The following is a 13,449-nucleotide window of genomic DNA, read 5'->3' as shown; positions in this document are numbered from 1 at the left end:
AGATATTGAGTGGCACCGCGGCACATGAATGCATTGTGTCGAGTACCGAAATAGGAGGGAAGAGAAGTGCCAAGAAGAGGAAATGTTCCAAAGAGAGAAGTGCTTCCTGATCCAGTGTACGGCAGTGTTGTTGTAGCGAAGCTAATCAACAGCATTATGTTGGATGGAAAAAAGGGCGTAGCGCAGTCGATCGTTTATGACGCTTTTGATAAAATTAAGGAAGTAACAAATGAAGAACCTTTAGAAGTGTTCGAAAAAGCAATGAACAACATTATGCCTGTTGTTGAAGTTAAGGCAAGACGTGTTGGTGGTGCAAACTATCAGGTTCCGGTTGAAGTAAGAGCAGAAAGACGTCAGACACTTGGTTTGAGATGGTTAACCAAATATACCAGACTTAGAGGCGAAAAGTATATGGCAGAAAGACTTGCAAAAGAACTTATGGATGCAGCTAATAATACCGGAGCTTCCGTAAAGAAGAAAGAAGATACCCATAAGATGGCTGAAGCAAATAAGGCATTTGCTCACTACAGATGGTAATCATAGAGAGAGGAGTCAGATATGCCTAGACAGTTTCCGTTAGAAAAGACTAGAAATATAGGTATCATGGCCCACATTGATGCAGGAAAAACCACAACAACAGAGAGAATTTTGTTTTACACAGGAAGAACTCACAAGATTGGTGAAACTCATGAAGGTGCGGCTACCATGGACTGGATGGCGCAAGAGCAGGAAAGAGGAATTACTATTACCTCTGCTGCAACAACTGCTCAGTGGAAGGATACCAGAATTAATATAATTGACACGCCAGGACACGTTGACTTTACCGTAGAAGTTGAAAGATCTCTTCGAGTATTGGATAGTGCTGTAACGGTATTGTGTGCAAAGGGCGGTGTTGAACCACAGTCCGAAACTGTTTGGAGACAAGCAGATAAATATGGAGTACCAAGAATGATCTTTATCAATAAGATGGACATTTTAGGTGCTGATTTCTATCATGTTATGAACATGATAGTAGATCGCCTTAAGGCAAATGCAGTAGCAATCCAATTGCCGATAGGAAAGGAAGATCATTTCGTTGGAATCATTGACTTGATTCAAATGAAAGCGGAAGTATACAAAGATGAGCTTGGAAGAGAACTTGAATTTGTAGAAATTCCGGATGATATGAAAGAAATTGCTGCAGAGTGGAGAGCAAAGATGGTCGAAGCGGTTGCAGAAGGTGACGAAGAACTTTTGATGAAGTATTTGGATGGCGAAGAGCTAACGAATGATGAAATCAAGACAACCATTCGTAAGATGACCATTGCAGGACAAATGGTTCCTGTAACTTGTGGTTCCGCATATAGAAACAAAGGTGTACAGCCTTTGCTTGATGCAGTACTTGACTTCTTACCATCTCCAATAGATATTCCTCCAATTAAGGGAATTCTACCGGATACAGAAGAAGAAGCGGAAAGAATCGCAGATGACAATGGACCGTTTTCGGCATTGGCATTTAAGATTATGGCTGACCCATTTGTTGGTAAGCTAGCATTTTTCCGTGTATATTCGGGTACATTATCTTCAGGTTCTTACGTTTATAATTCCACAAAAGGTAAAAAAGAAAGAATCGGAAGAATTCTACAGATGCATGCAAACAAGAGAGAAGAAATCGACATGGTTTATGCCGGTGATATTGCAGCAGCAGTAGGATTAAAAGATACAACAACTGGTGACACTCTGTGTGATGAAAAGGAAGAAATTATTCTGGAATCTATGGATTTTCCAGAACCGGTAATTGAAATCGCAATTGAGCCTAAAACAAAGGCCGGTCAAGAAAAAATGGGTATTGCTCTTGCTAAATTAGCAGAAGAAGACCCTACTTTTAAGACATTTACACATGAAGAAACCGGACAGACAATCATTGCTGGTATGGGTGAGCTTCACTTGGAAATCATTGTTGACAGACTTCTTCGTGAATTCAAAGTGGAAGCAAATGTAGGTAAACCGCAAGTATCCTACAAAGAAACTATTACTGGTAATGCTGATGTTGACCATAAATATGCGAAGCAGTCTGGTGGTCGTGGACAGTATGGTCACGTTAAAATTAGAATTTACCCAAGAAATCCGGGTGAAGGTTATGAATTTAAGAATGCCATTATCGGTGGTGCAATTCCGAAGGAATACATTCCAAAAATTGATGAAGGTATTCGTGAAGCAATGCAAAATGGTCCTTTAGCAGGCTACCAGGTTGTAGATGTTGGTGTTGAGTTATATGATGGTTCTTACCATGAAGTTGACTCCTCTGAAATGGCATTTAAAATTGCCGCTTCCATGGCATTCAGAGAAGCAGTTAAAAAATCAAAGCCAGCATTGCTTGAACCAATTATGAAGGTAGAAGTAAACGCTCCAGAAGATTATATGGGTGACGTTATCGGTGATATCAGTTCCAGAAGAGGAAGAATCGAAGGTTCTGAAATCAATAACGGAGCTGTAACCGTTCGTTCTTTTGTTCCGCTATCTGAAATGTTTGGATACGCAACAGACTTACGTTCTAAGACACAGGGCCGTGGCGTTTATGTAATGCAGATGGATCACTTTGAAAAGTTACCAGATAGCTTAATTGACAAAATTAATAAATAATGAAATATAAGAGACATTCCTTGCATGCATAAGCTGTGAGGAATGTCTGACATATTTATAAAATGGAGGAATTTTATAATGGCAAAGGCTAAATTTGAGAGAACAAAACCGCATGTAAACATCGGTACTATTGGTCACGTAGACCACGGAAAGACTACATTAACAGCTGCAATTACAAAGACTCTTCAACAGAGATATGGACTTGGCGAACAGGTTGCATTTGACCAGATTGACAAGGCACCAGAAGAAAGAGAAAGAGGTATTACAATTGCGACCGCTCACGTAGAGTATGAAACACCAAACAGACACTACGCACACGTAGACTGCCCGGGACATGCTGACTATGTAAAGAACATGATCACAGGAGCTGCACAGATGGATGGAGCTATCCTAGTAGTAGCAGCAACCGATGGTCCAATGCCACAGACTAGAGAGCACATTTTGCTTTCCAGACAGGTAGGCGTACCATACATCGTAGTATTCTTAAACAAGTGCGACATGGTAGACGACGAAGAATTACTTGACTTAGTAGAAATGGAAGTAAGAGAATTACTTGACTTATATGAATTCCCAGGAGATGATACACCAATCATCAGAGGATCTGCATTGGAAGCATTAAACAATCCAGAAGGTCCATGGGGAGATAAGATCGTTGAATTGTTCGAACAGGTTGATGTATACATTCCTGAACCAACAAGAGCAACTGATAAGCCATTCTTGATGCCGGTAGAAGACGTATTCTCCATCACAGGACGTGGAACAGTAGCAACAGGAAGAGTAGAAAGAGGTATCTTAAAGGTATCTGATGAAGTTGAAATCGTAGGACTTGCAGACGAAGCAAGAAAAGTAGTCGTAACAGGTATCGAAATGTTCCGTAAACTGTTAGATCAGGGCGAAGCAGGAGATAACATCGGTGCATTGCTTCGTGGTGTACAGAGAAGTGAAATCGAAAGAGGACAGGTACTTGCTGCTCCTGGAACGATTCATCCACACACAAAGTTCAGCTCTGAAGTATATGTATTAAAGAAGGAAGAAGGCGGACGTCATACTCCATTCTTTAACGGATACAGACCACAGTTCTATTTCAGAACAACAGACGTAACTGGAAATGTAACATTACCAGAAGGAACTGAAATGTGTATGCCTGGAGATAACATTCAAATGAAAATTGAATTGATTACTCCAATCGCAATTGAAGAAGGTTTACGTTTCGCTATTCGTGAAGGCGGAAGAACCGTAGCATCCGGAGTTGTAGCTAAAATTGAAGCGTAATTGCTTATAATAGAGACTTCCGGCGCTATTGAGGAAATCATTTAGCATAGAAAGCACGCTGGAATCAGCGTGCTTTTTTGTTATATGAAATATCGATTATATATTAATGGAATTTATACTTTTTTATATTTAAGTGTCAATTATTGTTGAAGATATGTAGAGAAGGATCAGATATGGAATCTTACGATTTTTTATTGTCTATAGCAATTATTTTGTTAGTTACCAAAATATTTAGTCTCATGTCGAGAAAGGTGCATATGCCGCAAGTGGTTGGTGCGCTGGTAGCAGGTGTCGTTTTAGGGCCAAGTGTTCTAGGACAGATCGCAGAAACGGACTTCTTGTTTAAGACTTCGGAAATAGGCGTGATTATTTTGATGTTCCTTGCCGGTCTGGATACTGAAATTAAGGAATTAAAAAAGACTGGCATTGCATCATTAGTGATTGCGATAATTGGTGTTATTGTACCGTTGATTGGCGGATATGGTGTATACCAAATGTTTTTTCAAGATACAACCGATCCGCAGCATTTTTTAAAAGCTGTATTTGTAGGCGTTATTTTAACCGCTACTTCTGTCAGCATTACGGTAGAAACACTTCGAGAAATGGGAAAATTAAATGGTAAAGTGGGGAGCAGTATTTTAGGAGCTGCTATTATTGATGATATTTTAGGCATCATCATCTTAAGCTTGGTTACAAGTTTTACGAATCCTAATGTTCAGCCAAAGCAAGTCTTTATAAAAATTGGACTCTATTTTGTCTTTTTATTTTTTGTTGGTATTTTTATTCCAAGAGTTTTTAAATCTTTAGAAAAATGGCATGGAACCGTAAGGCGTATGGCGATTTATGGATTTGCATATTGTTTGATTATGGCATATATTACAGAAGTCTTTTTTGGGATAGCAGATATCACAGGGGCTTATTTTGCCGGCTTATTCCTTTGTAATATTACCAAGACAAAAGAATATATTGTTAAAAAACTTACAGTTATATCTTATCTTATGTTTTCACCAATGTTTTTTGCAAGTATCGGAATCAAAACAGACATTCGAGGTCTAAGCGGGTCCATTCTTATTTTTTCCATTGTATTAACAGTGGTTGCTATTTTGACAAAGATGGTTGGCTGTGGCCTAGGTGCAAAGCTATGCAAATTTAGTAATAAAGAAGCAGTAGGTGTGGGAATCGGTATGGTATCCAGAGGTGAAGTTGCATTGATTGTAGCGCAAAAAGGTTCAGAAGCTGCTTTGGTTGATGAAGAACTATTTCCTGCTTTGGTATTAATGGTTATTGTAACAACACTCATCACACCAGTTCTTTTGGGATTAATAATGAAAGATCGGACAAAGATAGAAGGTGCAACCGGATAAATTTTATAAGAATTAAAATTTAAAAAGTGGGTGTGAAATTCGTCAAATGTTGTCATCTAAGGGAATTGACTGTTATGTAAAAGTGAGAAATTGCATCGGTTTATCCAATGATATAAGATAATTAAAAAGGCAAAGAAAGGTTATCAAAAACCATTTCTTTGCTTTTTTGTTTCGATTAATATTGTACTTCTCCGTCAGTTGTAATTGTAATGACTTGCCACGGAATGTGCTTTCCGCTATTTTCCATTGCGGTTTTTACAGCTTGTACAATACCGCCACAGCAAGGAACTTCCATACGGACAACGGTAACAGCCTGAATGTCATTGTTTGCTAGAATTGCAGTCAGCTTTTCGGCATAATTCACTGCATCGAGCTTTGGACATCCAATCAAGGTTACTTTATTTTTCATAAATGTATTGTGAAAATTACCATGTGCATATGCGGTGCAATCGGCTGCAATTAATAAATGCGCATTGGAAAAGTAAGGTGCATTGATAGGAGCTAATTTTATTTGAACTGGCCACTGATTCAATTGTGAGCCTTGCGGTGAATGATGCAGAGTTCTGGATTGTGAGCCGGGACAACCACCGGAAGCACATCCGCCTGCCGCTGCAGTTTTTTCCGCCTGGGCGGCCAAAACTGCGGCATGGTCGTAAGCCGGAACGTCTCGCTCCTCAAAGGTGATGGCTCCTGTCGGACAGGAAGGCAAACAATCGCCTAAGCCATCACAATAGTCTTCGCGAAGCAATTTTGCTTTGCCGTCGACCATGCCGATTGCCCCTTCGTGGCAAGCGGCAGCACAAATTCCACAACCATTGCATTTTTCTTCATTAATTTTTATAATTCGTCTTTTCATAATATCCTCCTTTGGATTTATATCTAAGTTATACTCATTTTTAATTTATTTTGTATTGCATATTGTAGCTTTAGTATAAAGTATTTTTTTTATTTATTCTGTTGTTTTTACAACGCAAAAACAATTTTTTTTTCTATTGAATTGCGAGCTTGAGAGAGTACATGACACAACTATAAAATAAAAAAAGCCTGTCTATTTCTGACAGGCTTGGAATATTGCAATAAAGAATTTAATTTTGATACATTTCATTCAAATATTCAATAATAGCTTCGGACACTGCATTTGCGTAGTTCTCGCGAAAAGTATCGGTTAGCATAAGCTGTAAATCGTCTGGATTGCTTAGAAAAGCGCCTTCCATAAGAATTGCAGGCATTTCTGTTCGGCGAAGAACAGACAATTCCGATCCGTTTTTTACACCCCGGTTGCGTGTGCCTAGATAGGCTGTCATCTTTTTTTGGACGGATGCAGCTAATTCCTTACTTGAGATACCATAAGCTGCTTTGCCTTCGGTTTCATTGTAAAATGTTTCTGTACCGGTTGCACTGGTTACGTTTCCTGCGGAATTGTTATGAATTGATACAAATAGAGTAGCATTTTCACTATTTGCCCAATTGGAGCGATAGATACGATCTTCAAGTGCATTTTTTGAATTAGGGCTTGCAGAATGATCACCGTTTCGAGACATTATCGTATTTAATCCTGCTGCCTGTAACTTTTCATTTAGTCGAGTTGCTACATCTAAATTTATATCTTTTTCATTCAATATTACAGCACCATTTGATTTTCCTTGTGCACCGGGATCGTTCCCCCCGTGACCAGGATCAATTACAATAAGTACTTCATTTAAGTTTGCTGGTTTTTTATTCACTGGGTTTATAGGATCGCTCGGAATTTCAATAGGGTCAGAGGTGTCATTATTATTATCTATATAAGGTTTTGAAAAATCAATGTATATATTTTTCTCATCTGGTGATAAGGTGATTGCGCCTGTTTGCTTGTCCTTTAAATCAACTACAACACGAACCGTATCAGGGGTAAATTGTGAGCTTCGAATTGCAGAAAAAACCTCATTGTTTGTTTCATCAGATGGTACAAGCTTTTCATTGATTGAAGCATCTAATGTAAATCCAGTTAAATCTAAAATATAACGATTTGGATCAGCCAATGTTGAATCCTGATATATCTTAATAGGCTCTGTCGCATCTATTTCAACACGGTAGAAATATTGAAGATCCTCATAGCTAACTTTTGAAACGGAACCATAAATCGGCTCTACCTTTGGTGAAGTTAATTGGATGATACGCTGATCTACGTCATATCCGACACCAAAGGATAAGGACTCCGATACAAAACGAACTGGAATCATTGTGCTATTGTTATGAAGTCTTGCCGGTACATCTAGCTTTTTTTCTTCCCCATTGACGTAAGCAATAGGAGAATTAAGAGTCAGAGACACCTGCGTATTTGCATAGGAGATACCCACATGATTTGGATCACTCGGTGACCAAGTAACATTGGCACCAATCGCTTCAAAAACTGCTCTTGCCGGAACCAAAGACCGATCATTTTCTATGTAAGGAGGTACTGATGTTTGAATCAGATTACCGTCAATTGTCAGTCGATGATCACTGCCATCGGGTGAACCAATAGCAAATGAAATCATAGTACTTAATAAAAGTAATGAAATTAGTAACAGAAGTTGTATTGTCATACGCAGAAGCGAATTTCTTCGTGATTGTTTCATAGTTTTTACCCCATTTCTATTTTCTTACTTATAGTATACTGCATTTCGTCAAAATGAAAAAGAAAAGACTGCAATGTTACATAATTGTAAGATATCCGACATCAATTTTTAAAAAAAGAAAAAATAGGTAATTCGACAGTCCCATAGGAACAAGATAAGAAACGTAAGTGCAAAGGTAGTTTGTGGCGTGTGTTTGACAAAGTACCAACTTTATGATAGCATTAAGTAGTTACTTTGTGATGTTAGTGCGTTGTGCACTAATTATTTTAGGGAAAGAAGACGTCGAATCGTTGATTCTGTCCCGAACAACAATGGAAGGAAGGTACTTTTACAATGAAGAGACTTAAAATAGCACTTATATTGGCGCTTGCCTTAGTTTTAGCGCTAACCGGCTGTGGCGGTTCAAATGGAGACGAAAGCGGCACAGCAGAGAAGACGACAATTTCCTTTGCTGATGTAGGTTGGGACTCCATCAAGCTGAACAATGCTTTAGCTGGTCTTGTTGCGGAAGAGGTGTTTGGTTATACATGGCAGGAAACGCCCGGGTCTACTCCAATTTCCCACGAGGCTTTGATAAAGAGTGAGGTGGATATACATATGGAGGAATGGACAAACAATATTCCCTCTTACGCTCCTGACTTGGAAGAAGGGAAATTCACCGAGCTAGGCATTAATTTTGACGATAACTATCAGGGCTTCTACATTCCCAGATATGTTGCCGACGAGTACCCGGATCTGAATTCCGTCCAGGATCTGGCCGAGTACCCGGAGCTTTTCCCAGACCCTGAGGATTCCTCCTTGGGCATCATTTATGGCGGCGTAACTGGCTGGGAAATTACAGAGATTATGGCGAAAAAAGTGGAACTCTATGGCTTAGATAAATTCTATAACTATTTTGAGAGTGGTAGTGATGCCATACTCAGTGCAGCAATGACCTCGGCGTGGGATAAGCAGGAGCCTATCGTTGCTTACTATTGGGAGCCGACCTGGCTGCTGGGAAAATATGATTTTGTTCTATTGGACGATGAAGCCTATGATGCCGAAAAATTTCAAACAGGTTATGGTGCCTGCCCGGCTGTGACTGTCACGATTGCAGTCAGCAACGATTTTGCCGCAACCAATCCAGAATACTGTGAATTTCTGAGTAGATTCAAAATGTCATCGGCTGTTATCAGCGAAACACTGGCATATATGAATGAGACGAATGCGGACTACGAGGAGGCGGCAAAATGGCTCCTCTCAGAAGCTCATCCTGAACTGATTGAGGAATGGCTTGATGAAGAGCAGGCTACTGAACTGAAAAACACACTGTAAGAAGACGACTGTTTGGCAAAGTCATACAAATAAAGGGGGTAGACTATGGAGTGGTTATTTAATTTTCCGGAGCTCTTTGATCTGGATACTACAGCGATTGATAATGCAGTGCGATCCTTTGCCGTAAGTGCGGAGGCTGTGCTGGATATGATAAAAGGAGGGCTTAATGGGCAGGTAAATTTCGTCAGTATGTTCTTAAGTTACATACCGTGGCCGATTTTCCTACTGTTGATTGTATTTTTAGGATGGCGCATACGAAAAAGCCTGAAAAGCGGCATCCTTTATGGAACCCTAGTCTTCTTGGTCGGCGCGGTAGGCCTTTGGGAGCTTATGCGAACTACACTGGCCGTGGTACTGGCCAGTGTGGCTATCGCCCTTGTGATAGGAATACCCATAGGGATACTGATATCAAATTCGGAAACGGCGAACAAAATCGTTCGCCCCATTCTGGACACCATGCAGACCATGCCGGTATTTGTGTATTTGATACCGGCGTTGCTTCTCTTTGGCACCGGAAACGCTTCCGGCGTCATTGCCACGGTCATCTATGCGGTGGTTCCAGTGATCCGCCTGACCAGCTTAGGTATTCGACAGGTCGATAAGGAAGTAATCGAGGCCGCAAAGTCCTTTGGATCAACCAGGTGGCAGTTGCTGCAAAAGGTTCAGGTACCTCAGGCGATGCCCACGATTATGACCGGTGTCAATCAGACTCTGATGATGGCCATGGCAATGGTGGTTACCACATCTATGATTGGTGTGCGTGGATTGGGTATGGAAGTGCTGAATGCCGTAAACCGCATCGAAATCGGCCGAGGGCTGGTTGCCGGCAGTGCTGTTGTGATTCTTGCCATTGTCCTTGACCGGTTGACGCAAGGTGGTGTTACGTCAGATAAAAATAAGTCTGCGGAGAAAGTAGAGAATATAAACGAGGGGGGGCAAGGGCAATGAAAAAAAATAATTTCATCTTAAAGATGGAGCATGTGACAAAGCTCTATGGTCCCAACCGTGCGGAGGCCTCAAAAATGATGACCAATGGCTCGAACAAGGATGAGGTGAATAAAAAAACTGGATGCACCGTTGCATTGTGGGATGTAAATCTGGAAATCCCCAAAGAAAAAATATTTGTTATCATTGGGCTTTCCGGCTCGGGTAAGTCTACCGCGGTACGCTGCTTTAACCGGCTGACCGATCCTACCGGTGGAAAGGTGGTCTATGAAGATCGGAATGTACATGAGATGAGCAAAAAAGAGCTCCTTGAATACCGCCGCAATAAAATATCCATGGTATTTCAGTCCTTTGGCTTGATGAGTCACAGAGACGTTTTGGGCAATGTGAGCTATGGTCTTGAGGTGAAAGGAATAGAGCAGAGCAAACGGGAGGAAATTGCAAAACGGTTTATCTCCATGATTGGACTTGACGGCTGGGAGCATCAGTCCTGTGGGAAGCTCTCTGGTGGAATGCGCCAGCGTGTGGGGATCGCTCGGGCACTGGTCAACGACCCGGAGGTACTTTTAATGGATGAGCCCTTTTCGGCACTGGATCCTCTGGTGCGCAGGGATATGCAGTTTGAGCTTCTGCAAATCCAACGGAAACTGAAAAAGACCATTGTATTCATCACCCACGATATCGACGAGGCGTTTAAGATGGGTGATACCGTCTGTATCATGAAGGATGGCAAGGTGGTGCAGACGGGCACGCCAGAGGAACTGAGCATGAATCCCACCGATGATTATGTGCGTGACTTTCTTGAGACGGCGGACAAAACGAAGGTGATGACCGTCCGTAATATTATGATAACTCCGTCGTGCATCGTTCGTCTTGGCGATAATATGGACAGAGCTGTTCATGAAATGCGTAAGAATAACCTGTCCTCCGTTATCGTTATGGACGATGAGCTTCACCCTAAGGGAATGCTTTTTATCGGTGAAGCCCTGCAAGCACGAAAAGATGGAAAGTCAATTGCCCAAGTGTTGCAAACGGGCATCGCAACTATTTCAGCGGATACGCTGGTCTCTGATGTAATTCTCATTGCTACCGAATCCGCCTATCCCATTGCCGTCACCGATGAGGACGGCGTTATGTTGGGTATCGTAACAAAAGCAAGTATCCTCTCATCCCTCAACTAAAAAGTCTTTGTGTAAGCACAAGTTAATAGTTGCAAAAAACGAGTGGACAATCCCGCTATTTCAATGGCAGGATTGCCCACTTTTTTAAACCCAACAGGATTATTAGACATATGAGTGTCTCATATTAATACTTTCTATTTATCTGTTTACAATGTTTTGGTACCCTTAACCTGCTGTATAAAACATTTATTCCTTTGAAGTAGCGGATGCTGCGGATGCAGTTGCAACGGAAGTGGCCGCTGCTGTTTTTGATACCGATGTGGATGTAGATCTTGGTGATGGCATTTTTGCATTGAAGTCCTCGTCATTAATTGCAGCACTTCGAATTTCCATAGTACCCTTGATACTAGCGCCATTTTCAACAGAAATACTTTTTGCTGTAATATTACCCATAACAATTGCATTTTCCTGTAGGATAACACTACCGGATACCATGACATTTCCTTTAATTTTACCATTTACACTTAAAGCTGCAGAGCGAACATCGCCAATAATAGTAGAAGAATTATCCAATACAAGATCGCCTTTTGCAATCACATTACCATTGATTGTAGAACCGGATAACGTTACACCGATACCTCTAACATTTCCATCTACAGTACCGGTTGAAATTAAAGAACCTTCACAAAGGATGTCTCCCTTGATGTATCCATTTAAACGAATATCGGATTTGGATTTCACATTTCCTTCGATGACTAAATCGGAGGAAATAATGGATATACCATTTTTAGGGATTGTATCCTCGACCACCTTTGTAAAAGTAGAGGAGGATGAATGCTCAGCATATAACGGTTTTGTTACCTCTGAGGTGTATGTAGCCCCTGTAGTTTCCTCGGTCTTTATTTTTCCGTTCATAAGGTCATTTACTGCACTTTTGAAGTTGTTTAAGGGTCTCTCTGCCATTGTTGTTCTCCTTTAAATTAATTAATATAGCTAAAACAGATGGGTTTTATAGTGTTATCCAGATTTGCAAATTGATAACCCTCCACCTGAAGGTTCCGAACTATTTTAGGAATGGCTGCTACAGTAGCAGTTTTAGAATAGGAATCATGCATTAAAACGATTGCTTTTTCTTTTTTATGGACACCATTTATTACATTGTTTGTAATTTTATCTACATTTATATTAGTAGAAGTATCGCTTGAAGCAACATTCCAATCATAGTAAGTATAACCACGACGAAGCATTTCTGCAATAAGTTCCTGATAAATTGTATGATTATAAGCATTAATGCTTCCACCCGGAAACCGGAAAATGGTTGGTTTTATACCGGTAACTTCCTCTAATAATAGAGCAGTCGTAGCAAAGTCATCTAAATAAGCTTCTACCGATTGATAAATAATGCTGTATTCGTGACAGGTACTATGAACGCCTAAGGTATGACCTTCATCAACAATTCTTTTATAAATAGCACGTGACTTTGCATCATTTTTATATATTACAAAGAAGGTTGCATGTACTTGAAGTTCTTTTAAAATATCTAAAATTTTTTCTGTATTTATAGAAGGACCATCATCAAATGTTAAATAAACGGTCTTGGGCATTTCTGTTTTATACTCGATTACACGTTTAATGTACAAGTCCTCATATTTTTTTTGATAGTCCATTTTATCCAAATTATTATTTAATTCTAAAGCATAAACCGCTTCGGGTTTTATGTCGCTCGCTGTATTCTTTGAAGAATTCTTTTCGGAAATTTCTTTTTCTAAAGTAAGATAAGCATTTCCCAATACAGCGCAACCAATTGTTGGAATAAGAATTAAAAGAAAAATAATACCAAAAATTAAATGTTTAAAAAAACGAACGCTGCCCCAATACATATTTTCTCCTTTAATCCTGCAATAAGCAGTGCAACTTTTTTCATATTTTTGTAAATCTGTTCGCTTAATAACTAATTATAACAAAAGAATTGTAAAAAACAAAGATAAAAACAAGAAATTTGCATAAGAATGAAGAATTTTTAGATTATTTTGTCACTGAAAAGATATTTTATATAAATAAATTAAATAATAATGATATAATTTTTTTCTTTTATCCTTATAATATTGGTTAATATTCAGAAAAAAATGATATTTTTTTCATAAAAAGAAACACTAGGATGCGTGTTCGACGAATTCGAAAGTGTATAATCGTCAAAAGCATTGAAAACAT

11 protein-coding genes are annotated in these 13,449 nt (G+C 39.8%); 7 read left to right on the top strand and 4 right to left on the bottom strand.

Features of this window, described 5'->3' with window-relative positions; all coding sequences use genetic code 11:
* Positions 1-66: 66 nt before the first annotated feature.
* The 4 genes from rpsG to I2490_RS11335 all read left to right on the top strand — a co-directional run bounded on the left by rpsG (position 67) and on the right by I2490_RS11335 (position 5,258).
* Entirely contained in the window at positions 67-537 is a 471-nt protein-coding gene (gene rpsG / locus I2490_RS11350; RefSeq protein ID WP_206459884.1) for a 30S ribosomal protein S7, read from the top strand.
* 21 nt (positions 538-558) lie between these two features.
* Positions 559-2,622: an elongation factor G gene (fusA, locus tag I2490_RS11345; RefSeq protein WP_206459883.1), complete on the top strand. Its 2,064-nt coding sequence runs from the start codon at positions 559-561 to the stop codon at positions 2,620-2,622.
* 78 nt (positions 2,623-2,700) lie between these two features.
* The gene (tuf, locus tag I2490_RS11340) at positions 2,701-3,894 is read left to right on the top strand and encodes an elongation factor Tu (protein WP_206459882.1); all 1,194 of its coding nucleotides are present in this window, start codon (positions 2,701-2,703) and stop codon (positions 3,892-3,894) included.
* Positions 3,895-4,067: 173 nt separating this feature from the next.
* Positions 4,068-5,258 carry a cation:proton antiporter gene (locus tag I2490_RS11335; RefSeq protein ID WP_206459881.1) on the top strand — a complete coding sequence of 397 codons (1,191 nt, stop codon included), beginning with the start codon at positions 4,068-4,070 and terminating at the stop codon, positions 5,256-5,258.
* Between the two features lie 175 nt (positions 5,259-5,433).
* Here I2490_RS11335 and I2490_RS11330 read toward each other — a convergent pair whose 3' ends face one another.
* Both I2490_RS11330 and I2490_RS11325 read right to left on the bottom strand, forming a co-directional pair.
* On the bottom strand, positions 5,434-6,114 hold the full coding sequence (locus I2490_RS11330; RefSeq protein WP_206459880.1) for an ATP-binding protein: 681 nt from the start codon (positions 6,112-6,114) through the stop codon (positions 5,434-5,436).
* 229 nt (positions 6,115-6,343) lie between these two features.
* Positions 6,344-7,858: an N-acetylmuramoyl-L-alanine amidase gene (locus I2490_RS11325; RefSeq protein ID WP_206459879.1), complete on the bottom strand. Its 1,515-nt coding sequence runs from the start codon at positions 7,856-7,858 to the stop codon at positions 6,344-6,346.
* 333 nt (positions 7,859-8,191) lie between these two features.
* Here I2490_RS11325 and I2490_RS16685 point away from each other — a divergent pair, with 333 nt between their 5' ends.
* From I2490_RS16685 to I2490_RS11315, 3 genes are read left to right on the top strand one after another with little or no spacing between them, the layout of a single operon-like run.
* The gene (locus I2490_RS16685; RefSeq protein ID WP_245157164.1) at positions 8,192-9,172 is read left to right on the top strand and encodes an ABC transporter substrate-binding protein; all 981 of its coding nucleotides are present in this window, start codon (positions 8,192-8,194) and stop codon (positions 9,170-9,172) included.
* Between the two features lie 45 nt (positions 9,173-9,217).
* Complete coding sequence (locus I2490_RS16680; RefSeq protein WP_245157163.1) at positions 9,218-10,120, top strand: ABC transporter permease; 903 nt, start codon at positions 9,218-9,220, stop codon at positions 10,118-10,120.
* Positions 10,117-11,298, top strand: a complete 1,182-nt coding sequence (locus I2490_RS11315; RefSeq protein WP_206459878.1) for a quaternary amine ABC transporter ATP-binding protein — start codon at positions 10,117-10,119, stop codon at positions 11,296-11,298. Before I2490_RS16680 ends, I2490_RS11315 begins: the two co-directional genes overlap by 4 nt.
* Before the next feature lie 186 nt (positions 11,299-11,484).
* Here I2490_RS11315 and I2490_RS11310 read toward each other — a convergent pair whose 3' ends face one another.
* Together I2490_RS11310 and I2490_RS11305 are read right to left on the bottom strand one after the other, a co-directional pair.
* Positions 11,485-12,201 (bottom strand): bactofilin family protein, encoded by a 717-nt coding sequence (locus tag I2490_RS11310; RefSeq protein ID WP_206459877.1) that lies wholly within the window; start codon positions 12,199-12,201, stop codon positions 11,485-11,487.
* A 17-nt stretch (positions 12,202-12,218) separates the two neighbouring features.
* Positions 12,219-13,118 carry a polysaccharide deacetylase family protein gene (locus I2490_RS11305; RefSeq protein ID WP_206459876.1) on the bottom strand — a complete coding sequence of 300 codons (900 nt, stop codon included), beginning with the start codon at positions 13,116-13,118 and terminating at the stop codon, positions 12,219-12,221.
* Between the last annotated feature and the right edge of the window lie 331 nt (positions 13,119-13,449).

The organism is Anaerovorax sp. IOR16, assembly GCF_017168145.1.
Taxonomy (GTDB): Bacteria; Bacillota; Clostridia; order Peptostreptococcales; family Anaerovoracaceae; genus IOR16.
This window is presented reverse-complemented; position numbering and strand designations above follow the sequence as displayed.

Excerpts from the sequence above, each read along its gene's own strand:
- fusA (WP_206459883.1), top strand. The coding sequence starts at position 559 with ATGCCTAGACAGTTTCCGTTAGAAAAGACTAGAAATATAGGTATCATG.
- tuf (WP_206459882.1), top strand. The coding sequence starts at position 2,701 with ATGGCAAAGGCTAAATTTGAGAGAACAAAACCGCATGTAAACATCGGT.
- I2490_RS11335 (WP_206459881.1), top strand. The coding sequence starts at position 4,068 with ATGGAATCTTACGATTTTTTATTGTCTATAGCAATTATTTTGTTAGTT.
- I2490_RS11330 (WP_206459880.1), bottom strand. The coding sequence starts at position 6,114 with ATGAAAAGACGAATTATAAAAATTAATGAAGAAAAATGCAATGGTTGT.
- I2490_RS11325 (WP_206459879.1), bottom strand. The coding sequence starts at position 7,858 with ATGAAACAATCACGAAGAAATTCGCTTCTGCGTATGACAATACAACTT.
- I2490_RS16685 (WP_245157164.1), top strand. The coding sequence starts at position 8,192 with ATGAAGAGACTTAAAATAGCACTTATATTGGCGCTTGCCTTAGTTTTA.
- I2490_RS16680 (WP_245157163.1), top strand. The coding sequence starts at position 9,218 with ATGGAGTGGTTATTTAATTTTCCGGAGCTCTTTGATCTGGATACTACA.
- I2490_RS11315 (WP_206459878.1), top strand. The coding sequence starts at position 10,117 with ATGAAAAAAAATAATTTCATCTTAAAGATGGAGCATGTGACAAAGCTC.
- I2490_RS11310 (WP_206459877.1), bottom strand. The coding sequence starts at position 12,201 with ATGGCAGAGAGACCCTTAAACAACTTCAAAAGTGCAGTAAATGACCTT.
- I2490_RS11305 (WP_206459876.1), bottom strand. The coding sequence starts at position 13,118 with ATGTATTGGGGCAGCGTTCGTTTTTTTAAACATTTAATTTTTGGTATT.